Source organism: Kitasatospora sp. NPDC003701 (genome assembly GCF_053587085.1).
Genome location: NZ_JBSFNM010000055.1, coordinates 40,877 through 63,200, shown reverse-complemented (window position 1 = coordinate 63,200; position 22,324 = coordinate 40,877). Strand labels below are relative to the sequence as shown.

21 protein-coding genes are annotated in these 22,324 nt (G+C 75.1%); 11 read left to right on the top strand and 10 right to left on the bottom strand.

Annotated features, from left to right (window positions below; translation table 11 throughout):
- From ACWDRR_RS34830 to ACWDRR_RS34820, 3 genes are all read right to left on the bottom strand, one after another.
- Positions 1–350 (bottom strand): cupin domain-containing protein (locus tag ACWDRR_RS34830; protein WP_449776270.1); only part of this gene is annotated, 350 nt, incomplete at its 3' end.
- A 185-nt stretch (positions 351–535) separates the two neighbouring features.
- Positions 536–1,378, bottom strand: coding sequence for an ABC transporter permease (locus ACWDRR_RS34825; RefSeq protein WP_449776269.1), 843 nt, complete (start codon positions 1,376–1,378; stop codon positions 536–538).
- Positions 1,375–2,295, bottom strand: a complete 921-nt coding sequence (locus ACWDRR_RS34820; RefSeq protein ID WP_449776268.1) for an ABC transporter ATP-binding protein — start codon at positions 2,293–2,295, stop codon at positions 1,375–1,377. Before ACWDRR_RS34820 ends, ACWDRR_RS34825 begins: the two co-directional genes overlap by 4 nt.
- Positions 2,296–2,427: 132 nt before the next feature.
- On the opposite strand from ACWDRR_RS34820, the gene ACWDRR_RS34815 reads away from it, so the two are divergent.
- The 3 genes from ACWDRR_RS34815 (at position 2,428) to ACWDRR_RS34805 (ending at position 4,952) form a co-directional block, all read left to right on the top strand.
- Positions 2,428–3,681, top strand: coding sequence for a sensor histidine kinase (locus ACWDRR_RS34815; RefSeq protein WP_449776267.1), 1,254 nt, complete (start codon positions 2,428–2,430; stop codon positions 3,679–3,681).
- Positions 3,678–4,355 carry a response regulator gene (locus tag ACWDRR_RS34810; protein WP_449776266.1) on the top strand — a complete coding sequence of 226 codons (678 nt, stop codon included), beginning with the start codon at positions 3,678–3,680 and terminating at the stop codon, positions 4,353–4,355. The genes ACWDRR_RS34815 and ACWDRR_RS34810 overlap by 4 nt, the downstream gene beginning before the upstream one ends.
- A gap of 84 nt (positions 4,356–4,439) precedes the next feature.
- The gene (locus tag ACWDRR_RS34805) at positions 4,440–4,952 is read left to right on the top strand and encodes a hypothetical protein (RefSeq protein WP_449776265.1); all 513 of its coding nucleotides are present in this window, start codon (positions 4,440–4,442) and stop codon (positions 4,950–4,952) included.
- A 113-nt stretch (positions 4,953–5,065) separates the two neighbouring features.
- On the opposite strand, the gene ACWDRR_RS34800 is transcribed toward ACWDRR_RS34805, so the two are convergent.
- Positions 5,066–6,178 carry an FAD-dependent oxidoreductase gene (locus ACWDRR_RS34800; RefSeq protein ID WP_449776264.1) on the bottom strand — a complete coding sequence of 371 codons (1,113 nt, stop codon included), beginning with the start codon at positions 6,176–6,178 and terminating at the stop codon, positions 5,066–5,068.
- Positions 6,179–6,390: 212 nt separating this feature from the next.
- On the opposite strand from ACWDRR_RS34800, the gene ACWDRR_RS34795 reads away from it, so the two are divergent.
- Complete coding sequence (locus ACWDRR_RS34795) at positions 6,391–7,392, top strand: TetR/AcrR family transcriptional regulator C-terminal domain-containing protein (protein WP_449776263.1); 1,002 nt, start codon at positions 6,391–6,393, stop codon at positions 7,390–7,392.
- Here ACWDRR_RS34795 and ACWDRR_RS34790 read toward each other — a convergent pair.
- A complete protein-coding gene (locus ACWDRR_RS34790) occupies positions 7,275–8,351 on the bottom strand; it encodes a GlxA family transcriptional regulator (protein WP_449776262.1) in 1,077 nt (358 codons plus the stop codon). The two genes, ACWDRR_RS34795 and ACWDRR_RS34790, sit on opposite strands and share 118 nt — an antisense overlap.
- 134 nt (positions 8,352–8,485) lie before the next feature.
- Here ACWDRR_RS34790 and ACWDRR_RS34785 point away from each other — a divergent pair, with 134 nt between their 5' ends.
- Together ACWDRR_RS34785 and ACWDRR_RS34780 are read left to right on the top strand one after the other, a co-directional pair.
- Positions 8,486–9,556, top strand: a complete 1,071-nt coding sequence (locus tag ACWDRR_RS34785; protein WP_449776261.1) for a hypothetical protein — start codon at positions 8,486–8,488, stop codon at positions 9,554–9,556.
- Between the two features lie 131 nt (positions 9,557–9,687).
- Positions 9,688–10,308 (top strand): cysteine hydrolase family protein, encoded by a 621-nt coding sequence (locus ACWDRR_RS34780; protein WP_449776260.1) that lies wholly within the window; start codon positions 9,688–9,690, stop codon positions 10,306–10,308.
- A 24-nt stretch (positions 10,309–10,332) separates the two neighbouring features.
- Here the strand turns inward: ACWDRR_RS34780 and ACWDRR_RS34775 are convergent, their stop codons facing one another.
- Complete coding sequence (locus tag ACWDRR_RS34775; RefSeq protein WP_449776259.1) at positions 10,333–10,857, bottom strand: hypothetical protein; 525 nt, start codon at positions 10,855–10,857, stop codon at positions 10,333–10,335.
- A gap of 67 nt (positions 10,858–10,924) precedes the next feature.
- Positions 10,925–11,689 (bottom strand): SDR family oxidoreductase, encoded by a 765-nt coding sequence (locus ACWDRR_RS34770; RefSeq protein ID WP_449776258.1) that lies wholly within the window; start codon positions 11,687–11,689, stop codon positions 10,925–10,927.
- 104 nt (positions 11,690–11,793) lie between these two features.
- Here ACWDRR_RS34770 and sigJ point away from each other — a divergent pair, with 104 nt between their 5' ends.
- Entirely contained in the window at positions 11,794–12,681 is an 888-nt protein-coding gene (gene sigJ, locus ACWDRR_RS34765) for an RNA polymerase sigma factor SigJ (protein WP_449776257.1), read from the top strand.
- Between the two features lie 74 nt (positions 12,682–12,755).
- On the opposite strand, the gene ACWDRR_RS34760 is transcribed toward sigJ, so the two are convergent.
- The 3 genes from ACWDRR_RS34760 to ACWDRR_RS34750 form a co-directional block, all read right to left on the bottom strand.
- Positions 12,756–14,207 carry a trypsin-like serine peptidase gene (locus tag ACWDRR_RS34760; protein WP_449776256.1) on the bottom strand — a complete coding sequence of 484 codons (1,452 nt, stop codon included), beginning with the start codon at positions 14,205–14,207 and terminating at the stop codon, positions 12,756–12,758.
- Positions 14,208–14,314: 107 nt separating this feature from the next.
- A complete protein-coding gene (locus tag ACWDRR_RS34755; protein ID WP_449776255.1) occupies positions 14,315–14,833 on the bottom strand; it encodes a DinB family protein in 519 nt (172 codons plus the stop codon).
- Positions 14,834–14,864: 31 nt separating this feature from the next.
- On the bottom strand, positions 14,865–15,440 hold the full coding sequence (locus tag ACWDRR_RS34750) for a nucleosidase (protein WP_449776254.1): 576 nt from the start codon (positions 15,438–15,440) through the stop codon (positions 14,865–14,867).
- A gap of 361 nt (positions 15,441–15,801) precedes the next feature.
- Here ACWDRR_RS34750 and ACWDRR_RS34745 point away from each other — a divergent pair, with 361 nt between their 5' ends.
- The 4 genes from ACWDRR_RS34745 to ACWDRR_RS34730 all read left to right on the top strand — a co-directional run bounded on the left by ACWDRR_RS34745 (position 15,802) and on the right by ACWDRR_RS34730 (position 22,323).
- Entirely contained in the window at positions 15,802–17,196 is a 1,395-nt protein-coding gene (locus ACWDRR_RS34745) for a hypothetical protein (protein ID WP_449776253.1), read from the top strand.
- 16 nt (positions 17,197–17,212) lie between these two features.
- Positions 17,213–18,160, top strand: a complete 948-nt coding sequence (locus ACWDRR_RS34740) for a glutamate ABC transporter substrate-binding protein (RefSeq protein ID WP_449776252.1) — start codon at positions 17,213–17,215, stop codon at positions 18,158–18,160.
- Positions 18,161–18,302: 142 nt separating this feature from the next.
- Positions 18,303–19,658, top strand: coding sequence for a hypothetical protein (locus ACWDRR_RS34735; RefSeq protein WP_449776251.1), 1,356 nt, complete (start codon positions 18,303–18,305; stop codon positions 19,656–19,658).
- Between the two features lie 4 nt (positions 19,659–19,662).
- A complete protein-coding gene (locus ACWDRR_RS34730; protein WP_449776250.1) occupies positions 19,663–22,323 on the top strand; it encodes a tetratricopeptide repeat protein in 2,661 nt (886 codons plus the stop codon).
- The last annotated feature ends 1 nt before the right edge of the window (position 22,324 follow it).

Below are 22,324 nucleotides of genomic sequence, written 5' to 3'. Positions count from 1 at the left end.
ATGCCGGGCGTGAAGACGAAGAGCACGTCGGCCTCGGAGCCGGGGGCGGCGGCGAAGGCGTGCGGGGTGTGCGGCGGGACGAGCAGGAAGTCGCCGGCGCCGAGGACCTCGACCTTGTCCTCGACCAGCACCTGGAGCTCGCCGCCGATCACGAAGAACAACTCCGAGGCCCGGGTGTGGAAGTGGGCCGGGGCTCCCACCGCGCCCTTGGCGAAGGTGGAGCGGTAGCTGGTGATCGGGCTGCCGTCGGTGCCGCAGTCGGCGAGCAGGGTCATCACGCTGCTCGGGTCGCTGGTGGTCTCGGCGGTGGCGGCGCGGGTCAGCAGCGGCTTCGGGGTGACGGCGTTCATCGTGGTGACTCCCTGGTCGAGCGGCGGCCCCGGTCTCTCGCCGTGGCCTTGTGTCTACGACTCTATGGCGCCAAGAGACCCCTCCCATGGTGCATTTCCATGCCGGTTCCATGGGTCAATTGTTGCCACCCGCGAGCCCCGCGCGGGCGTCCTCCGGGCGCGCGGGGCACGTCCTGACGAGCCGTTCACACGTCCCGGCGCCGCACGACGATCACGGCGAGTGCGACGGCGGTCAGCGGCCAGAGCGCGTACACGAGCCAGCAGCCGGGGACGGTGGCGGTGTAGCCCAGCGAGTCGGGGTCCGGCTCCCAGGACTGGACCAGCCGGTGCCACGCGGCCGACACCAGCGCGTGCTTGACGTCCGCCGACCAGCGACCGCTCTCCGAGAACATGGTGGGCAGCATCAGCAGGACGAAGACGCCGGCGACCATCGTCCCGGCGGTGTGCCGGAGCAGGACGCCGAGGCCCAGACCGACCACGGCACAGACCGGGGCCAGCAGCGCGGACGCCACCAGTGCCCGGAACACCCCGGGGTGGGTGAGCGGAACGCCGGCGTGGCGCCCGTCCAGGACGGCCTGGGAGGCCAGGAAGGACGCGATGGAGGCGACCGTGCCGACCGCCGTCCACAGCGCGGCGGTGACGGCCGCCTTGGCCAGCACCACCGAGCCGCGCGCCGGGACGGCCACGGTGGTGGTGCGGATCGACCCGCTGCCGTACTCGCTCACGACGGTGAGGGCGCCCATGCTGCCCGCGACGAGGATCAGCGTCCAGTAGCCGGCCGCCGGAAAGGCGTCGTAGGGCAGGAACTCGGCGGGCCCGGAGCCCGCGGCCCGGTCCGCCAGCGTGGCCGCGACGGCGGACCCGACGACGAACAGGACGGTGAGTCCGATCGTCCACGGGGTGGAGCGCAGGGACCTGGTCTTGATCCACTCGGCGGCGAGCAGGTCGCGGAAGCGGGCGGCCGACGCGGCCACGGGGGTGGTCCGGGCGACGGGGGTGGTCCGGGAGGTGGGGGTGCTCGTGGTCATCGGGGCTGTCCTGCCAGGTATTCGACGCTGTCGGCGGTGAGTTCCATGAAAGCCGCCTCCAGCGAGGCGGTACGGGTGGTCAGTTCGTCCAGCCGGACGCCGTTCTCGAAGGCGAGCGCTCCGATCCGGTCCGCCGGGAGCCCGGTCACGGCGAGCCTCTCGACCCCCGCCGAACCCTCCGGCTCGACGGTGGCGCCCGCCGCGGTCAGCACGGCCGTCAGCTCGGCGGCCTGCGGAGTCCCGACGACGACGCCGCCACGGGTGCCGCGGGCCGCGAAGTCCCGTACCGACTCGGCGGCGATGAGGCGGCCCCGGCCGATGACGACCAGTTGGTCGGCGGTGTTCTCCATCTCCGACATCAGGTGGCTGGAGAGGAAGACCGTGCGCCCCTCCGCGGCCAGGCGGCGGAAGAGCCGGCGCACCCAGAGCACGCCCTCCGGATCCATGCCGTTGATCGGCTCGTCGAACATGAGCACGGGCGGATCGCCGAGCAGGGCGGCGGCGATGCCCAACCGCTGCTTCATGCCGAGGGAGAATCCGCCGATCCGGCGGTTCGCCGCCTCGGCCAGGCCGACTTCCTGAAGCACCTCGTCGACCCGGCGCAGCGGAATGCCGTTGCTGCGGGCCAGCGCGGACAGGTGGGCGGTGGCGCTGCGGCCGCCGTGGACCTGCCCGGCGTCGAGGAGGGCGCCGACGTGCCGCAGTCCGCGCGGGTGGCGGTGGAAGGGGACGCCGCCGACGGTGGTGGTGCCGGCGGTGGGCGCGTCCAGGCCGAGGATCATCCGCAGGGTGGTGGACTTGCCGGCTCCGTTGGGGCCGAGGAATCCGGTGACCTGGCCCGGCCGCACGGTGAAGGACAGGTGGTCGACGGCCGTCTTGCGGCCGTAGCGCTTGGTGAGTTCGTTGACTTCGATCACAACGGCAACCCTGCCGGGGCTGCCCCCGTCCGGGCATCGGGCCGTGGGCGGCATTCACGCGGCCGGATCGGCCCACGGGCGTACATCCCCGGGCCGATGCCGCGCGTGACCGGGGCTGGCTACTGTCGCGGCATGGACACCACCGCGACCACCACCCCGCCACCTGCGGGTTTCGCCTCGCCCCCGCCCTCGCGAAGGGTCGGGCTGCCCCTGCCGGGAACGAACGTCACGGCCTGGGCCGGGGCAGTGCTGTACCTCCTCGCGATCGGTCTGCTGGTGGGGGGTGCGCCGCGGGCCTCGGGCACCGTCCACGGCATCGGGGCCATGCTGTCGGTGACCCTGCTCGTCGGCCTGCTCCGACGGTGGCCGCTGCTGACCCTGGTGACGGCCCACCTCGGCTCCGCCCTCGTGGTGGTCGGCACACCGGGCACCCTCGGGGCGCCCCTGTCGGCGTCCTACCAGAGCCAGTTCCTGTCCTTCCTGGCGATGGACGCCCTCCTGGGCTTCATCGTCGCCACCGCCGCCCGGCGGACCTCGGTCGTCGCCGTCGCGGTGTCCTTCGTCGCCCAGCTCCTGATGGTCGGCGGCTTCGCGCACGGGGACGGCCTGACCGTCAACGCCGTGATCGCCGTCCTGGCGATCGCCGCCTCCTGCATGGTCGGCCTGCTGATCCGGGAGCGCCGCGAACACGCGGTGGCGCTCCGCTCGCAGGAGGTGGTCGAGGCCGTGACGGCCGAACGGCTGCGGATCGCGCGGGAGTTGCACGACATGGTCGCGCACAGCATCGGCATCATCGCGATCCAGGCCGGCGTGGGGAGCCGGGTGATCGAGACCCAGCCCGCCGAGGCCCGGGAGGCGCTGCGGGCGATCGAGGCCACCAGCCGGGAGGCCCTGGCGGGCCTTCGGCGCACGCTGGTGGCGCTCCGTCAGGCCGATTCGGGCGCGGCGGACTCGGCGCAGCCCTCGCGCGCGCCCGCGCCGGGCCTGGCGGACCTCGAACAGCTGGTGGCGGCGACGGCGGACGCGGGGGTCCTCGTCGACCTGCACCTCGGCGGGGAGCAGCGCCCCCTGCCGGCCGACATCGACCTGTCCGCCTACCGTATCGTCCAGGAGGCGCTGACCAACGTGGTCCGCCACGCGGGCACCGGGCGCTGCCGGGTGTCCATCGACTACGGGGACGAGGAACTGTCGGTGGAGATCGTCGACGACGGCCGGGGGGCCACCGCGAGCGGTTCGGCCCACGGCTTCGGGCTGGTGGGCATGCGGGAGCGGGTCGGCCTGCTGCACGGCCACCTGAGCGCCGGGCCGCGCCCCGGCGGCGGCTTCCGGGTGGCGGCGCGGGTGCCGCTGCCCGCACCCGTCGCAGGTGCGGCGGTGGCCCGATGACCGTCCGCGTCCTGCTCGTCGACGACCAGCCGCTGGTGCGCTCCGGCCTGCGCGTGATCATGGCCGATCACCCCGACCTGGCGGTCGTCGGTGAGGCCGGCAACGGTGCCGAGGCGGTCCGACTGGTCGGCGAGCTGAGCCCCGACGTCGTGGTGATGGACATCCGGATGCCCGGGATGGACGGGATCGAGGCCACCCGCCTGATCACGGCCGGTCCGGCGACGGCCCGCGTCCTCGTCCTGACCACCTTCGACGAGGACGACCACGTCTACGCCGCGCTCCGGGCCGGTGCCAGCGGCTTCGTGGTCAAGGACATGGCGCTGGACGACATCCTCGCGGCGATCCGGGTGGTCGCCGCCGGCGACGCGCTGATCGCACCGGGTGTGACGCGCCGTCTGATCGCGGACTTCGTCGGCCGCCCGGGAACCGCGGGGCCGGCAGCCGCCCCGGCGGGCTCGCCCCGGCCGGTCGAGGGCATCACCGAGCGGGAGCGGGAAGTCCTGACCCTGGTCGGGCGCGGCCGGTCGAACGCCGAGATCGCGGAGGACCTCTTCATCACGGTGGCCACCGCGAAGTCGCACGTCTCACGGCTGTTCGCCAAACTGGGCGCCCGGGACCGGGTCCAGCTGGTGATCACCGCCTACGAGGCGGGGCTCGTCGCGCCGCCCCGCTGAGCACCCCCCGGGCGCGGAGCGACGACGGCCGTCTCGTGGTGTACTGACCCAAGTCAGCTCGCACAGCGCACACTTGGGGGATCAGTGGCCCACGGCAACCGGCGTCCGCCCGAGCCCCGGTCGCCCGACCGCGAGGCCGTCGAGGAGTTCGGCGAGCCGGTCGCCGTGCTCCGGGACGCTCCGCCCGGCTGGTTCACGCTGCTGGGGCAGCAGCGTTCGGACCGGTTCCTGCACTGCCTCGACGTCAACTACCACGGCGGCACCGAGCTGGTCGCGATCGTCCAGACCTCCCGCCCGCTGCCGGAGGGCCACCGGGTGAAGCCGCTCAGCACGCCCGCCTCGGAACTCTGGGTCTTCCTCGCCAACGCCGAGCGCATCCCCCGGGGGATCTTCCCGGAGGACCTCGCGCCCGTCCGGCGCGACGTCGTCGTCCGGGTGGACGGGGTCGCCGTCCGGGTCGACGGCCACGGCTCCCACGGGTGCACCAGCGCCGCGCTGCCCCGCGGCACCGGGCAGGTCGTCGTGACCGCCCCGGACGCCCACTGGGCGGTCGCCGCCGACCTCGTGCTGCGGCGGTCCGCCGGGTTCCAGGCATGACCGCCGGGCCCCGGGGGCGCGCGGCCTGACCCCCGGGCACGCACCGCCGGCTCCGGGCCCCGGGCGCGCGCCGCCGTCCCCGGCCCCGCCACCGGCCCCGGCCCCGGACCCGGTCAGCGGTCGAGGGCGATGGCGTTCTTGGCCCGCTCGACCGACTCCTCGGCGGCCGGACCGCCGGGGTTCTCGGTGGCCAGCGCCTGGTTGAGGGCGACGAAGGGGCGCATCCGCTCCTCGTAGCGCGCGAAGGCGACGCGGTGGTCCTCCCCCGCCGTCCGGGCCCGGCCGAGTTCGTCGGCCAGCAGGTGGGCGCCGACCAGCGCGAGGCTGGTGCCCTGGCCGGACAGCGGCGAGGCGCAGTACCCGGCGTCGCCGAGCAGGACGGTCCGGCCGGCGGACCAGCGGTCGAGGTGGACCTGGGCCATCACGTCGGCGTAGAAGTCGGGCGCCCGGTGCAGCGCCGCCAGCAGCCGGGGCGTCTCCCAGCGCAGCTCGCCCATCCGCTCGGCGACCTGCCGCCTGGCCTCCTCGGGGTCGCGCACGGCCGGACCCTCGTCCTCGTAGCCGAAGATGATCCTCAACTCGCCGTTGTCGCGCACCGGGTAGATGCCGTAGCCGGCGTGGCCGTCGCGCTGCCAGACCTGCCAGTCCTCCAGGCCGAGGAAGTTGTCCGCGCTGAAGATGGCGAGGTGGGTGCCGAGGTGGCGCAGGAACCGCTCCTCCGGGCCGAAGGCCAGCCTGCGGACCCTGGAGTGCAGGCCGTCGGCGCCGACCACCAGGTCGAAGGTGCGGGGGCGGCCGTGCGCGAAGGAGACGTGCACGCCGTGCTCGTCCTCGCGGAGCTCGGTGACGCTGTCGCCGTGGACGAACTCGACGCCGTCGGCGGTGTGTTCGTGCAGGAGGTCGACGAGGTCCTCGCGCAGCAGCTCCACGTCGTCGCTGTCGAGCCGGCCGCTGCTGTAGGTCGCCTCGGTGGAACGGTGCACCTCGTTGCCGTCGGCGTCGAGGACGGACATGCCGCGCATCCGGGTGCGCAGGGCGCGAATCGGTCCGGTCAGCCCCATCCGGTCGACGACGTCGAGCGCGACGCCGCGGATGTCGACGGCCTGGCCGCCGCGACGCGGGGCGGGGGCGAGCTCCACCACGGTCGGGACGAAGCCCTGACGCCGCAGCCAGAAGGCGAGCGTGGTTCCGGCGATGCCGCCGCCGGAGATGAGGACGGTCTTCACGAGGGGCTCCCCTGTTCAGTGCCAACGTGTGTCTGTACGCTGTAAGCGCTCTGAATGTACGACGTAAATTCAGGGCCCCGCAAGGGCGCGACCGGCGGGTTCGGCCGCTTCTGTACTAGGACAGTGGGCCCTCCGGCGGGCGTTCGCGCCGGTAGGGTCTGAGCTAGTACAGCGCGGGCACCGGCGAAAAAGATCTTTGAGGAGTCGACAGCATGGCAACGGAGACCGACCCGCCGTTCCGGCGCATCGCCGCCGACCTCCGGCGGCGGATCGCCACCGGGGACCTCGCCCCCGGCGATCGGGTGCCCTCGACCCGCCGGATCGCCGAGGACTGGGGCGTCGCCCTCGCCACCGCCACCAAGGCGCTCACCGTGCTGCGGCTGGAAGGGCTGGTGGAGGCCCGGTCGCGGGTCGGTACCGTGGTGGCCGGCGGCCGCCCCGCCCCGACCGCCGCCCCGACGGCGCCCACCTCGGTCACCGCTCCCCCGCACCACGCGCCCGCCGACGACGGCGACGGCGAGTTGAGCCGGGAGCGGGTCGTCCGGGCCGCCCTGGAGCTGGCCGACGCCGAAGGGCTGGCCTCGCTCTCGATGCGCGCCGTCGCCGGGCGGCTCGGGGTGTCCGCGATGTCCCCGTACCGCTACGTCACCAGCAAGGAGGAGCTCGTCCTGCTGGCCGCCGACGCGGCCTTCGGCGAGGCCTCCTACCCGGCCGAACCCCCCGCCGGCTGGCGGCCCCGCCTGGAGCTGGGCGCCCGGACCCTCTGGTCGCTGTTCCGCCGCCACCCCTGGCTCGCGCACATCAGCCCGCTCACCCGGCCGCTGCTGCTGCCCAACCTGATGGCGCACGCCGAGTGGGCGCTCGCCGCGCTCGACGACCAGGGCCTCTCCGGTCCGGCCATGCTCGACGTCCACGTGCTGCTGTACAGCTACGTCGAGGGCATCGCCGTCAACCTGGAGCGCGAGGACCAGGCCCTGGCCGCCACCGGTGTCACCGAGGACCAGTGGATGGACCACCAGCTCCCCGCCATGGGCGCGCTCGCCCGCTCCGGCCGCTTCCCGGTGTTCAGCCGGCTGATGGCCGACCTCTCCGACGGCTACGACCTGGACCTGGACACCCTGTTCGAGTTCGGCCTGGCCAACCTGCTGGACGGACTGGCCTCCCGGATCGGGTCCGCCGCCCCCGGCGGCACCTGCGCCCCGGCCGGCCCCTGACCCTCCTCGCGCCCCCGGAAGGTCCGGCGGTACTCGCGCGGGGCGACCCCGACCCGGGCGACGAAGGCGGGCCGCAGGGAGACCGCCGCCCCGAAGCCGCAGCGGACCGCGACGGTGTCCACCGGCAGGTCCGTCTCCTCCAGCAACCGCTGGGCCAGGAGCACGCGTTGCTCCAGCAGCCAGCGCAGCGGCGTCGTGCCGGTCGCCCCGACGAAACGGCGGGCGAACGAGCGCTCCGACATCAGCGCCAGCCCGGCCATCCGGCGGACCGTCCACGGGGTGTCGAGAGCGGCCAGGACCTCGGCACGGACGCGGGCCAGGGCGTCGTCGCCGCCGGAGCCCTCGGGGACCGGCGAGGGGATGAACTGCGCCTGGCCGCCTGCCCGGAAGGGCGCGGTGACCATCGCGCGGGCGATGGTCGCGGCGGTCTGCTGCCCGTGCGCGGCGCGGACCAGGTGCAGGCAGAGGTCGATCCCGGCCGCCACCCCGGCGGAGGTCCAGAGGCCGCCCTCGCCGGTGAAGAGCACCTCCGGTCGGACGTCCACCGCCGGGAAGCGCCGGGCCAGTTCGGCGGCGAGCGCCCAGTGGGTGGTGGCGGTCCGGCCGTCCAGCAGACCGGCCTCGGCGAGGACGAAGGCGCCCGCGCAGAGCGAGGCGACCGTGACGCCCCGCTCGTGGGCGGCGCGCAGCGCGGCGAGCACGGCCGGGTCGCGCGGCTCGTGCAGCCGCTCCATCCCCGGGACGACGACCAGGTCGCACTCCTGGAGCATCTCCAGACCGAAGTCCGGCACCCGCTCCAGCCCGCCGCCGAGCCGCACCCGGGCCCCCTGCGACCCGCAGACCCGCAGCTCGAAGGGGGGCAGCCCGGGCTGACCGACCCGGTTCGACCACACCTCGCCGATCACCGCGTAGTCGAACGCCCGCACGCCCTCGAAGATCAGGCAACCCACAGTCCGCATGGCAGAAATCTAGCGACGCGCCCACGGGCCCGGCCCGCCGCACGGGGCACCCGACCGGCCGCCGGGCGGCCGCCGGACCCGGGAGTTCCGCGAACCCGCCACCGGCCGGGGGCAGTTGCGGGTACGGTCGCGCGATGAGCACAGTGTTGATCATCGGTGTGGGTGACGTGGGACAGCGGCTCGCCCTGGGCCTCGCGGCCGGGGGCCGGGTGCGCCGGCTGGTACTGGCCGGACGCTCCCCGGCGGGGGTCGAGGAGACCGCCGCGATCGTCGCCGCCACGGCCGACTGCCTGGTGGAGCCGGTGCGCCTCGACGCGCTGCGGCAGGACGACATCGCGGACCTGCTGCGGCGCACCCGCCCCGACCTCCTCGTCCAGTGCGCCGCGCTCCAGGGCCCGTGGGCGCTGGCGGGCCGGGACGGCGACCCCCGGGTGCGCGGAGTGCTCGACGCCGGTCTGGGGCTCCGGCTGCCCTACCAACTGCCCGTCGTGCTCACGGTGATGAGGGCCGTCCGGGACGCCGGGTGGACCGGGCCGGTGGCCAACCTGTCCTTCCCGGACGTGACCGGGCCGGTGCTGGAACGCCTCGGGCTCGCGCCCACGCTCGGTCTCGGCAACGCCGGGATGGTGCTGCTGCGGGCCCGCGCGGCGCTGCGCGCGGCCCGGCCCGAGGGCGATCTCCCCCTGATCCGCGTGCTGGCGCAGCACGCCCAGGTCTTCGACGTCATGCAGTCGCGGGAGCCGGCCGACCCCGGCGACCGTTGCCGGGTCCACCTCGGGGCGGAGGGCCGGCGCGAGGACGCCCTCGCCTACCGGGCCCCCGCGCTGGCCCCGGGAGCCCGCTACAACCCCGTCACGGTGGCGTCCGCGCTGCCCGTGCTGGAGGCGCTGCTGCCCGGCGGGGCGCCGCTGCGGTGGTCGGTGCCCGCCCCGAACGGGCTGCCCGGCGGGTACCCCGTGCGCATCGCGGACGGGCAGGTGGCACTGGACCTGCCGCCGGGGCTCGACCCGGCGGAGGCCGTCGCCTACAACGAGCGGGTCGGCCGGCGCGACGGGGTCGAACGCATCGACGAGGACGGGACGGTGCACTTCACCGAGGAGTGCCGGGCGGCCGTCGCGGACTTCGCGCCCGATCTGGCGCAGCCGCTGGCCGTCGCCGACCTGGCCGCGCGGGGCGCCCGGCTCGACGAGGTGCTGGCGCCCTGAGGATGGTCGCCCGGGACCGCCCTCGGCGTGGCCCCGGGCACCGGCGGCGCCGACCGCGCTGGCAGGAATCGATCGACGGGTGGCGGCAGCGCCCCTCACGACGGCTGTCCGGGCGCGCGCACGATGGACGCATGACGAACACCGAAGCATTCGACGCCCCGCTGACCATCGACCCCGACGCCGTACTCGTCGTCATCGACGTCCAGAAGGGCTTCGAGGACTACGCGTTCTGGGGCCGGCGGGACAACCCGGAGGCCGAGCAGCGGATCGGTGAGCTGATCGGCACCTGGCAGGACACCGGCCGCCCGGTCGTGGTGGTGCAGCACGCCTCGCAGGCGGGGCCGCTGGTGCCGGGCACCCCGGGGTACGAACTGAAGGACGTGGTCGCGGGGGTGCGGGCGGACCTGCACATCACCAAGCCGGTGAACAGCGCCTTCTACGGCACCCCCGACCTGCACGCCTGGCTCCGGCAGCGGGGTGCCCGGCAGGTGGTGATCGTCGGGATCATGACCAATGTGTGCAACGAGACGACGGCACGCATGGCGGGCAACCTCGGGTACGACACGATCTTCCCGACCGATGCCATGCACACCTTCGACATGGTCGGCCCGGACGGCGTGACCGTCCCGGCCGCCGAACTCGCCCGGGCCACCGGGACGGTGCTGCACGCGATGCGCTTCGCGAAGGTGGTCACCACCGCCGCCGTCCTGACGGCGGCGACCGCCGACCGGTCAGCGGCGGCGGTGGGCTGACCGGCCGACCGGCGGGGCAGCAGCTCAGCGGATCAGCGCGTCGTAGGCCGTCCGCTCCAGCGCGTTGAGCAGGACGAAGGCCTGGCCCGGCCCGGTGGCCACCGCGTGGAGCCGGGCCAACGCGTCCGCCTCGGAGGGGAGCTCGATCCCGAGGGCGGCCGCCGCCGCGTCCCGCTCGGCGAGCAGGCCCGGCTCGTCCTCCAGGTACTGCTCGGCCGCCTCGGCACTCTCCTCGGCGGTGCAGCCCGGGCAGTCCCGCCACCACGGGACGGTCAGCAGCAGCCGGACCAGCTCCGGCAGGCCGATCGCCACCAGCGCGGCGCCGCCCTCGGAGTCGGCGTAGAGGACGGGCCGCTCCTCGCCGCCGACGCCGCAGAAGAAAAAGGTGCCGCCCGCGCCGTCCCCGGCGATCGGCTCCAGCGGCTCGCCGGACGCCAGCACGACCTCCTCCACGTGCTCGGTGCGGTCGAGGTCGAAGTCGCCCGGCCGGAGCAGGAAGTCGGCGGCGGCCTCGGTGTCCCGGACCGCGGCGAGCAGTGAGTGCGTCATGGCCGCCAATCCAGGGGCAGGCACCGACAGCATCCCGACCACGCCCGGGCCGTGCCCCGACCGCCCGTCACCCCACCCGCTCGGCCAGGAAGGCCTCCCAGGTCCGCCCGCCCCGCTCGGCGCCCGCGAGGGTCAGGTTGTCGCCGGCCCGGTAGGCCCGGCCGACCTTGCCGGGCACGCGGACCGGCAGCGCCGGCCGCCTCCTGCCGCGCGCCTTCAGATAGCCCCGGACCAGCTCGGCCAGCGGGTACACGGTCGGTCCGACCAGGTCGGGGACGAGACCGGCCGGCTCGTCCAGCGCCAGCTCCACCAGCCGGGCCGCGACGTCCCGGGAGTCGACCGGCTGCCACCGGAGCCCGCCCGGCGCCGGCACCACCGGCAGCCGGCCCATGCCGGCCGCCACCTTCAGCGCGAGGTCGTGGAACTGCGCGGCGCGCAGCATGCTGTACGGCAGGCCGGAGTCGGCGACCGCCTGCTCGGCGCCCAGCTTGGACCGGAAGTAGCCGAGCGGCAGCCGGTCCGCCCCGACCACCGAGATGTACACCAGGTGCCGCACCCCGGCGCGCTGCGCGGCCCGCACCAGGTGGCGGGTGGCCACGTCGTCGCCCTTGGCGCCGCCCGCGAGGTGCAGCACCGTCCCGACGCCGTCCACCGCCGCCCCGGTGCCCTCGTCCTTGAGCAGGTCGCCGGTCACGAAGCGGACGCCGTCCGCGTCCGGGCGGGCGCCGCGGGTGAGCACCCGGACGTCGTGGCCGGCCGCGCGCAGCAGCGGCAGGACGTGCCCGCCGAGGGTGCCGGTGCCGCCCGTCACGAGGAGCGGGGAGTTCGTCATGATCGCCTCCGATTCGTCCGGGCCGGATGTTGATCTTCCGGTCGCAGCCGTTAGGTTTCGTGGTCCTGCAGCTATGACCCGCGGCGACGAAGGAATGTGACACGGTGGACGAGAAATCTGTGCCGACCATGCGCTTCGAGGAGCACCGGCCTCACCTGCGCGCCGTGGCGTACCGGATGCTCGGCTCGATCAGCGAGGCCGACGACGCCGTCCAGGAGGCCTGGCTGCGGTACGACCGCACGGACACCGGCGAGGTCGAGAACCTCGGCGGGTGGCTGACCACGGTGGTGGGGCGGGTCTGCCTGAACCTGCTGCGCTCGCGCGAGCAGCGGCGCGAGGACCCGCTGGAGTCCCGGTTCCCGGATCCGGTGCTCGGCCGGGAGGGCGTGGTCGACCCGGAGCAGGAGGTGCTGCTGGCCGACTCGGTCGGGCTGGCCCTGATGGTCGTGCTGGCGGAGCTGTCGCCGGCCGAGCGGGTCGCGTTCGTGCTGCACGACATGTTCGCGGTGCCGTTCGAGGAGATCGCGCCGCTGATCGAGAAGACGGCGGCCGCCACCCGGCAGCTGGCCAGTCGCGCCCGCCGCAAGGTCCAGGGGCAGGCCCCCGCGCCCGACCGGGACCTCGCGCGCCAACGGGCGGCCGTCGACGCGTTCTTCGCCGCCACCCGGACCGGCGACCTGGACGCGCTGCTCGCGGTGCTCGACCCCGACGTGGTGCTGCGCTCGGACGGCGGGGTCCTGCGGGCCCGCCAGAACGTGGTGCTCACGGGCGCCGCGACGGTGGCGGGCCAGGCGGTCATGTTCGGCTCGCTGGCGCCGTTCGCCCGCCCGGCGCTGATCAACGGCGCCGCCGGCGTCGTGGTGGTCGGCGCCAACGGCAAGCCGGTCTCGATCATGGCGTTCACCGTGGTGGACGGCACGATCGTCGCCATCGACGTGCTGGTCGACCCCGAGCGGCTGGCCGGGCTCGACCTGGCGGCGTTCGGGGCCTGAGGGCCTTCGGGCCCCGAGGGCGACGGCCGCCCCCGCACGGCGTCGTGCGGGGGCGGCCGGTACCGACGGAGGGCTCAGCCCTTCTTGGACAGGAAGTCGTACGCCCCCGCGGCGACGTCGTCCAGGTAGGGGCCGGCCTGGTACATCGGGTCGCCGGTGTGCTTCCCGACCGAGACGTTGCTGACCAGCGCCGGCTTGCCGTCCTTGACGGCCAGCCAGCCGCCGCCGCTGGAGCCGCCGGTCATGGTGCAGCCGATGACCAGCATCGGCGGACGCGTGGGCTCGTACGACAGCCGGCCCGGCCTGCCGCTCTCGCAGCGGTTCAGCTCCATGCCGTCGAACGGCGGGGCGGCCGGGTAGCCGAACTCGGTGACGTTCAGCTGGTCGCGCGGGGCGTTGAACCAGACCGGCAGCGCACCGCCGACCGTCTCCTCCAGCGACTTCGCGCCGTCCGCGGGCTTCACCCGGACGATCGCGAAGTCGTAGTGCGTGGCCGCGTCGCCGGTCTTGCCGCCCTCGGCCTTCCACTGCGGCGAGGTCACGGCCTGCGTCGCGCCCCAGACGCCGAACGGCGCGTACTGGGCTTCGTCCGCCTGCTTGCCGCCGCTCAGCGCGGCACTGCTGTTGAAGGCCGGGATGAAGGTGATGTTGCTGTAGAAGCCGCCGCCCTTGCCCTGGTGGACGCAGTGGCCGGCCGTCCAGACCAGGTTGCTCTTGCCGGGGTGGGCCGGGTCGGCCACCACGGTCGCGGAGCACTGCGCGTGGTTCAGACCGGCGGCGGCACCCGCTGCGGCGCCCGGCTCGTCGGCGAACAGCTTCCCGTGCACGGCGTTCTTGGTGTACGGGTGCTGCACGGCCTGGGCGTTGACGGTCTTCGGCAGCGGGTCGTTGCCGTTGTCGGCCGGCTGCGCGGGCGGCTGACCCGGCTGCGACGGCTGAGCGGGCGGCTGCGCAGGCGGCTGCGCGGGCTGGGCCGGCGGCTGCGCCGGTGCCTGCGAGGGCTGCTGCGAGGGCTGGGCCGGCTGGGCCGGCGGCTGCGCGGGCTGCTTCGGCGGCGCCGGGGCCTGCGAGGCCGGCTGCTGGGTGCTGGACGGCTTGGGCGCCGCCGGCGTGGTCGGGTGCCCCGGCTGGGTGGGCTGGCCGGCCGGCGGCTTGGTGCCCGGCGCCGAGGTGGCGGCCCCGGGGGCCGGCGGCTGCGCCGGCGCCGGGGTGCCCGCGGGCTGCGGGGCCGGCGGTGCGATCGGCTCGTCCGGCTTGGCCTGGAGCAGCTTCTCCAGCGTCCAGAATCCCTTGGTGGCGGCCGGGAGGGCGTAGTCCTTCGCCCACTTCTCCCAGTCCTCGAACTTCCACTTCTTCAGGTCGTCGAGGTTGGACGGGAGGCCGAGAGCGGGCGCGCCCGCCGCCGCGGCGGCGTCGGCCGAGCTGTTGTCCGGCCCGCACGCCGAGGTGCCGAGCAGGGTGAGCGCGAGTACCGACGCCCCGAGGACGGCCCGGGCGGAACGCGTGGTTCTACGTGACGATGACATGAACTTCTGAATCCCCCTGTGTGAAAGCGCACGGCGCCGCCGAGGCGGCGCCGTGGTGCGCGGGGGAGTATTCCACTGCCCGTCAGGCGCGGACGAACCCGCCCCCGTTACCGGCCGACCGCACCGTCCAGCTGCTCACGGATGATGTCGGCGTGACCGGCGTGCCGGCCGGTCTCCTCGATCATGTGCACCAGCAGCCAACGCATCGACGGCGGTTCGGCGTTGGGGCGCAGCGAGCGGACGCCGGGGCGGTCGAGGCGGTCGGACGCGGCGGCGATCACCTCGTTGGCGCGGGCGATCGCGGCCCGGTAGGCGGCGACCGACCCGGCCACCGTCTCGTCGCCGGGCGAGGGCGCGTCGTCGTCCCGGGGTTCGCCGCCCTCGCCGCGGTACGCCCAGAGGAACCAGTTGAGCTCGACCGCGGTGAGGTGCCGGACCAGCCAGAGCAGACTGGTGCCGGAGGCCACGCCGGGGCGGCGGGCGTCCTCGTCCGCGAGGCCGTCGGTCTTGCCGATGACGGCCTCGCGCAGGTAGTCGAGAAAGGTCAGCAGGGTGGTCGCTTCGTCCGCCTCGACACCGGGCGGGCGGACGTCACTGCGCTTGGGTGCGGTGGTGTTGTCGGTCACGCCGGCCACCCTAGATCGTCATGACGGACCGTCACCAGCCCTGGTGGTGGACCCAGTCCGCGAGGTGGCGGGCGCAGTCGTCGACGGACTCGCGCCAGGTGTGCGCGGCGCCCTCGCCGGCCTCGTCGCTGACGTGCTTCACCAGGCGCACGGGCAGCCCGGCCCGGTGGGCGACGGTCGCGACGGCGTAGCCCTCCATGTCGACGAGGTCCGCGTGCTCGGCGAGGCGGTCGCGGGCGGCCGCGCCGGAGACGAAGAGGTCGCCGGTGGCCAGTACCGGGCCGTCGCCCTTGCCGACCATCAGCGGAGCACCGTAGGTGCGGCCGGTGAGCTCCAGCAGGGCCGGGCTGTCGAGGTCGTGCTGGATCACCTGGACGACCGTGTGGGTGCCCTCCCAGCCGGGGCGCAGGGCGCCGGCGGTACCGAGGTTGACCACCTCGGAGGGGTGCTCGCCGCGGGCGAGGACGGTCGCCAGCGCGGCGGTCGCGTTGACCTTGCCGATGCCGGTCAGCAGGACCGGGAGCCGGTCGCCCAGGTACGCCGCCTCCTCCCGGACGGCGACGACGAGCAGCGGGCGGTCGGCGGAGATCGTTCCCAGAAGTCGCATGCCGCCATGGTACGGACGGCCCTCCCGCAGACCGGGACGGCACAACCGGACCCCTCCCCTCCGGCTGTCCGGGGAACCGCATAGGGTGCATCCCGCGTCGACCCGATCACCACCCGCCCCGCCCCACGACCGGGGCGGCCGGCCCCGGCGGTGCACGGCGGCATTCGACGGTACACGGCGGTAAACGGCGGTACTCGGCACCAGTGATCGGCACAACGCCCGCGGAGCAGGCCCGCAGCACCGGGCCCGGCGATGCTCAAGATCGGCGCAAGTCGGGTGTGGCCGCGGGGAGCGACGGCCATACTGCTGGCAACGGCCGGGCCCCGGACGACGGAGCCGGCCACAGGGGAGGGTGAGGCCGGTGGCGACACCAGTACGTACGGAGAGGCCCCGCACGGTGGCGCCGGCGCGGCCCGGCGGCGCGGACGCGGCCAGGCGCCTCGACCCGCTCGGCCGGCTGAGCCGGGCCACCCGGACGGCACCGGGCCGGCTGCGGCTGGCCGGGGCACTGCTGGCGGTGCTCACCGTGGCGTTCGGCGCGCTCACCGCCTGGCAGGTCAACTCCCGCGCGCAGGCGGCGGAGCGGGTGGTCGCGTACAGCCAGCCGCTGAGCCAGGCGGCCGCCGACATCCACCGCTCGCTGGCCGACGCCGACACCACGGCGGCCACCGGCTTCCTGCTGGCGGGCGCCGAGCCGAAGGCCGTCCGGGACCGCTACGAGAAGGACCTCGCGACGGCGTCCCGGCTGATCGCCGAGGCGGCGGCGCGGACCACCACCTCCTCCCCCGCCCAGGGCTGGCTCGCCACGCTCAACCAGCAGGTCCCCGTGTACGCCGGGCTGGTGGAGAGCGCGCGGGCCGACAACCGCCAGGGCTTCCCGCTCGGCGGCGCCTACCTGCGGTACGCCTCGGACCAGATGCGCACCGTGCTGCTGCCGGCCGCCGCCCAGCTGAGCGCCGCCGAGAACCAGGCGCTGGCGGACGACTACGCCGAGGCCGAGGCCGTCCCGTGGGCCGCGTACGGGCTGGGCGTGCTGGCGCTCGTGGCGCTGCTCCAGGTGCAGGTGACGCTGTACCGGCGCACCAACCGGGTGTTCAACATCGGGCTGGTCGGCGCGACCGCCGCCGTGCTGTCCGCGGTGCTCTGGCTGACGGTGGCCGGGGTGGGCGCGAACTCCGCGCTGCACGACAGCGAGGCCAGGGGCGCCGCCCCGCTGCGGGCGCTCAACGCCGCCCGGGTCGACGTCCTGACCGCCCGGCTCGCGGAGAACCTGCACTTCGTCGCCCGCGGCTCCAGCACCCAGTACGCGGACCTCTGGTCGAAGACCACCGAGCACCTGTCCGCCTCCGACGCCCCGGCCGGCCGGTACGCCGGCACCCTGCCGGAGGCCCTGCGGCTGGCCCCGGCGGATGCCCGGGCCGCCATCACCGAGGCGCAGCTGCAGTACCGGCAGTGGCGCGAGCGGCACCTCGCGGCGAGCACCCTGGAGAACGTCGACGCGGACTACCAGGGCGCGCTGGACGCCACGGTGACCGTCAAGGAGGCGGACGTGCCGAAGAGCGCCGACGCCTCGTTCAACGCCGCCGACCAGCGGCTGGCCCAGGCCGCCGAGACCGAACTGCAGCAGTTCCGGCGGGCCGCCGAGGGCACCGACGGGGACCTGCGCACCGCCGCCGCGGCGGTCGCGGTGCTGGCCCTGGTGGCGGCCGCCGCGGCGGTCCGCGGCCTCGGCCGGCGACTGGCCGAGTACCGGTAGAGGGGGGACGGACACGATGAGCAGGACCACGGTACGGGCCCGGTCGGCGACGGCGGTGGCGCTGCTGGCGTGCTGCGCGGCGGTGCTCGGCGCGGGCGGCCCGCAGGGCGCCGTGCTGCCGGCGGCCGCGACGGCGCGCCCGGCGCAGGCCCCGCAGCAGGAGCAGGCCGGCAACGACTGCGACGTCTACCAGAGCGTGCCGCCGAGCAGCGAGGACGGCCCGGCGGTGAAGGCCATCAAGGCCAAGCGGAGCCTGGTGATCGGCGTCGACCAGAACAGCTTCCGCTGGGGCTCCCGCAACCCCAACACGGGCCAGATCGAGGGCTTCGACATCGACCTCGCCCGGGCGATCGGCGCCGCCGTGATGGGCGACCCGGACAAGGTGACCCTCAAGGCGGTCCCGACCGCCGAGCGGGTCAAGTTCGTCCAGGAGGGCCGGGTCGACCTGATCGTCCGGACCATGACCATCACCTGCGACCGGCTCCAGCAGGTCGCCTTCTCCAAGCCGTACTTCAACACCAGCCAGCGCGTCGTGGTGCCCAGGTCCTCCCCCGCGAAGACCATCGACGAGGCGGTGGACGGCAAGACCGTCTGCGCGGCGACGAGTTCCTCGGCCGAGGACGAGCTGAAGGCCCGTCCGAAGGTCGGGAAGATCGTCTCGGTGGAGAACCACCTGGACTGCCTGGTCCTGATGCAGCTCGGCAAGGTCGACGCGACCATGACCGACGACGGCCTCGCGGCCAGCCAGGCCGCCCAGGACCAGACCGTCCGGCTGGTGGACGGCGAGGTCCGGCCCGCGGTGATGGGCATCGCGATGCTCAAGAACAGCCCGGACCTCACGGCCCGGGTGAACCAGGTGCTCGCCGACTACCACGCGAGCGGCGCCTGGCGGGCGGCGTACGACCGCTGGCTCAAGCCGTACATGCTGAGCGACGCCGAGCACTACTGGCCGACGCAGCGCTGACGGGTGCGGCGTCGACCGGCGCCGCACCGGGCCGCCCGCTCGACGGCTCTTCGACGCCCGGGCCCGGCCCGGGCCGACGGCCACAGGCTAGGGTCGGGGCGGATCGATCCAGGACACGGAAACAGAGAACGGAGAGAGGGCGTTGGCAGCTTCCGCTGGCCCGGTGCTGAGCCGGGAGGAGGTGGACCGTGCGCTGGCACGCCTCGGCGCGGACCGCGACGCGGTCGAGTCGGCGCTGCTCTCGCTCCAGGACCACCCCGGCCTGCGGCTGCTCGACGGCGCCGAACTGACCGGACGCACGCAGGAGCGCTGGTCCGTCGCCGGGCAGGGCCTGCCGCTGCTCTGGGCGCTGTTCGACCGCTACTCGGAGGCGCTGGCCTCGGCCCGCGCGGTACGCGCCCGCCGGACCAGGCCGGGCGCGGCCGAACTCGCCGAGCTGAGCGAGCTGCTGACCGGCGAGGCGGTCACCGTGCCCGGCGGCGCGGTGCCGGACGGCCCGCAGCTGCTCGGCGCACCCGCCAAGCTGGTCCAGCGGGTCAGCCTGGACGACCTGATGACCAGGATGAACTCCTGGTACGCCACCGTGCTGGAGGTGGTGAGCGCCGCCGACGCCGTCTGGTCGGCGCTGCCGGCCCGGATCGACCTGCTGCTGGCCGAGCTGCGCCGGGTGCAGACGCTGGCCGGCTCGCTCGGCGTGCACACCGGCAGCCATCCGCTCGGCGACGACCTGGCCGGGCTGGAGGCCGATCTGACGGAGCTGCGGACCGAGGTGCGCAGCGACCCGCTGGCGCTCTGGCGGCCGGCCCGGGTGCCGGCCCAGCGCGGCACCCGCCCGGACGGCACCGCGCTCGCCACGCCGTCCGGCGTGGTGGACACCGAGCGCTTCGACCGGGCCGGACGGGCGCTGGACGGCGTCCGGGTGGAGCTGGAGGACCTGCTGCGGCTGCGCGACGATGCGGAGGAACGGCTCCAGGGCGTCGGCGACCTGCTGCAACGGGCCGATGCCACGCTGGCGGAGGCCCGCCGGGCGCGCGGCGAGGTGCTGGCGAAGATAGCGGCCACCGAGGTGCCGGCCGTGCCGGGGCCGGCCTCGGCGCTGCGCGAACGGATCGTGCTGGCCCTGGAGTTGCGGCAGAGCGGCCAGTGGCACCGGCTGGCGCCGCTGCTGGACGCGTTGGAGGACGCGGCCGCCAAGGAGCTGGGCCGGGCCCGGCAGTCGCTGACCGAGGTGACCCAGCCGCTGGCCGTCCGGGCCGAGCTGCGCGGGCGCCTGGACGCGTACAAGGCGATGGCGGCCCGGCTGCGGGTGGCCGAGGACCCGGTGGTGATCGAGCGGTACGAGAAGGCGCGCTGGCTGCTCTGGAGCGCGCCCTGCGACCTGCGGGCGGCGGCGGGCGCCGTGGCCCGCTTCCAGCAGTCGCTGCGGCCGGCGCAGGCCGAGCCGCCGGGCGGCGGGCCGGTCGACGGACGGACACAGGAACAGGGACTGGGGGGCTAGGTTCATGGCGCAGGCGTGCGTACGGCCGGAGTGCACCGGCAACGGGACGATCGACCCGGACGGCTACTGCGACGAGTGCGGGCTCGCCCCGGCGGGCGCTTCCTCGGCGGTGCCGTCGACGGGCGGCTCCACGACGGGCAGCTCCACGGCCGGCTCCGCGGCGGCAGGCTCCGCAGCGGCCGGCTCCACCACGGCCGGCTCCGCGGTGCCGTCGGTCGCGGCGGGCCCCGGTTCGCCCTGCCCGCGGGACTGCTCCGGCACCATCGACGACGACGGCTACTGCGACGAGTGCGGCCTGACCGCCCCCGGCGGTGACACCGGGCTGACCCAGCCGTACGTGCCGTCCGCCAGGGTCGACCCCGACTCGGCGCGCTCCACCCGCACCGGCTCGGCCCGCTCGATGTCCGGCCGCTCCCGCTCGCACCGCTCCACCCGGACCGGCAGCGGCCGCTCGGTCTCGGTGCGCAGCAGCCGGGGCAGCGTCAGCGCCGGCACCCGCCACCGGCTCGGCGCCGGCCTGGTGACGGTGCCGACCGTACCGGCGGCCGATCCGACGCAGGCGGTGCTGGCCAACCCGGAGGTGCCGGAGCGCAAGCGGTTCTGCTCCAAGTGCGAGACCCCGGTGGGCCGGGAGAAGAACGGCCGGCCGGGGCGCCCCGACGGCTTCTGCACCAAGTGCGGCACGCCGTACTCGTTCACGCCCAAGCTCCGCCGGGGGGACCTGGTCGGCGGGCAGTACGAGGTGGTGGGCTGCCTGGCGCACGGCGGGCTCGGCTGGATCTACCTGGCGGTGGACCGGCGGGTCAACGACAAGTGGGTGGTCCTCAAGGGCCTGCTGGACACCGGGGACGAGGACGCGCTCGCGGTCGCCGTCGCCGAGCGGCGCTTCCTCGCCGAGGTGGACCACCCCAACATCGTCCGCATCATCAACTTCGCCGAGCACCCGGACCTGCGCACCGGCTCCACCGACGGCTACATCGTGATGGAGTACGTCGGCGGCAAGTCGCTCAAGGACATCGCCAACGAGCGCCGGACGCCGGACGGCCGGCGTCTGCCGCTGCCGGTGGAGCAGGGCATCGCGTACGCCCTGGAGGCGCTGCCGGCGCTCGGGTACCTGCACAGCCGGGGCCTGGTCTACTGCGACTTCAAGATCGACAACGTGATCCAGAGCGGCGACGCGCTCAAGATCATCGACATGGGCGCCGTCCGCCGCCTCGACGACGACGGCCCGATCTACGGCACCATCGGCTACCAGGCGCCGGAGATCGCCACCGACGGCCCCTCCCCCGCCTCCGACCTCTACACGGTCGCGCGCACCCTGGCCGTGCTCACCTTCGACTTCCAGGGCTACAGCACCACCTACCGCGACACCCTGCCCGGGCCGGAGTCGGTCCCCGTCTTCGCCGCGTACGAGTCGTACTACCGCTTCCTGGTGCGCGCCACCGACCCGGACCCGGCCCGCCGCTTCGGCTCCGCCGAGGAGATGGCCGACCAGCTCACCGGCGTGCTGCGCGAGGTGCTGGCGCTCCAGGACCAGCGGCCGCGGCCCGCCCTCTCCACCCTGTTCGGCCCGGAACTGCGGGTGGTCGACAACGAGTTGGTGCTCCCGACGGTCCACCGCGGCGAGCTGCTGGTGGCCCCTCTCGACCCGGCCGCCGCCGCCCTGGCCCTGCCCGTCCCCCGGGTCGACCCGGCCGACCCGAACGCGGGCTTCCTGGCCACCCTGCTGGCCGCCGACCCGGCGGAGGCACTCGCCGCACTGGCCGGCGCCCCCGCCGACTCCGCCGAGCGCCGGCTGCGCGAACTGCGCGCCCACCTCGAACTCCGCGACCGCGCCGACGCCGACCGGACGCTGACCGCCCTGGAGAAGGACCACCCGGACGACTGGCGGGTGGTCTGGTACCGCGGCCTCGCCGCCCTGGCCGACTCCATCACCGGCTCCTCCGGCAGGTCCCCCGACGGCTCCCCCACCGGCCCCGACGAGGCGAAGCTGCGCGCCGCGGCCGAGGCCTTCGACGCCGTCTACGACGCCTTCCCCGGCGAGAGCGCCCCGAAGCTGGCCCTCGCCATCTGCGCCGAACTGCTCGGCGACGGCGGCGACGCCGCCGAGCTCTACCGCCTGGTGTGGACCACCGACCAGGCCTACCTCAGCGCCGCCTTCGGCCTGGCCCGGGTGCTGCTGGCCGACGGGGACCGGTCCGGTGCCGTCCGGGTCCTGGAGTCGGTGCCCGCCACCTCCAGCCAGTTCACCGCCGCCCGGATCGCCGCCGTCCGGGCCCGGCTGCGCGAACGGCCCGCCACCGACCCGCTCGGCGCCGACCTCGGCGCGTGCTCCGAGCAGCTGACCGCCCTGCGCCTGGACGACCGGACCCGCGAGGAGCTCTCCGTCGAGGTGCTCGACGCCGCGCTCGGCTGGGTGACCGCCGGCTCGCCCGGCGGCACCGGCGTCGCGGCCGTCCCGAGCGCCGCGGGCGCCGCGGGCGGGGCCGGCGACGCCCCGACGACCGGCGCGCTCACCGTCCTCGGACGGCCGCCCGCCGAACGGGAACTGCGGCTCGCACTGGAGCAGTCCTACCGGGTACTCGCCCGGTTGGCCGACCGGGCCGAGATCAGGATCGAGATGGTGGAGCGGGCCAACCGTGCCCGCCCCAGGACGTGGGTGTAGC

Excerpts from the sequence above, each read along its gene's own strand:
- ACWDRR_RS34780 (WP_449776260.1), top strand. The coding sequence starts at position 9,688 with ATGACGAACACCGAAGCATTCGACGCCCCGCTGACCATCGACCCCGAC.
- ACWDRR_RS34795 (WP_449776263.1), top strand. The coding sequence starts at position 6,391 with ATGGCAACGGAGACCGACCCGCCGTTCCGGCGCATCGCCGCCGACCTC.
- ACWDRR_RS34760 (WP_449776256.1), bottom strand. The coding sequence starts at position 14,207 with ATGTCATCGTCACGTAGAACCACGCGTTCCGCCCGGGCCGTCCTCGGG.
- ACWDRR_RS34775 (WP_449776259.1), bottom strand. The coding sequence starts at position 10,857 with ATGACGCACTCACTGCTCGCCGCGGTCCGGGACACCGAGGCCGCCGCC.
- ACWDRR_RS34770 (WP_449776258.1), bottom strand. The coding sequence starts at position 11,689 with ATGACGAACTCCCCGCTCCTCGTGACGGGCGGCACCGGCACCCTCGGC.
- ACWDRR_RS34730 (WP_449776250.1), top strand. The coding sequence starts at position 19,663 with ATGGCGCAGGCGTGCGTACGGCCGGAGTGCACCGGCAACGGGACGATC.
- ACWDRR_RS34740 (WP_449776252.1), top strand. The coding sequence starts at position 17,213 with ATGAGCAGGACCACGGTACGGGCCCGGTCGGCGACGGCGGTGGCGCTG.
- ACWDRR_RS34810 (WP_449776266.1), top strand. The coding sequence starts at position 3,678 with ATGACCGTCCGCGTCCTGCTCGTCGACGACCAGCCGCTGGTGCGCTCC.
- ACWDRR_RS34785 (WP_449776261.1), top strand. The coding sequence starts at position 8,486 with ATGAGCACAGTGTTGATCATCGGTGTGGGTGACGTGGGACAGCGGCTC.
- ACWDRR_RS34825 (WP_449776269.1), bottom strand. The coding sequence starts at position 1,378 with ATGACCACGAGCACCCCCACCTCCCGGACCACCCCCGTCGCCCGGACC.
- ACWDRR_RS34790 (WP_449776262.1), bottom strand. The coding sequence starts at position 8,351 with ATGCGGACTGTGGGTTGCCTGATCTTCGAGGGCGTGCGGGCGTTCGAC.
- ACWDRR_RS34815 (WP_449776267.1), top strand. The coding sequence starts at position 2,428 with ATGGACACCACCGCGACCACCACCCCGCCACCTGCGGGTTTCGCCTCG.
- ACWDRR_RS34750 (WP_449776254.1), bottom strand. The coding sequence starts at position 15,440 with ATGCGACTTCTGGGAACGATCTCCGCCGACCGCCCGCTGCTCGTCGTC.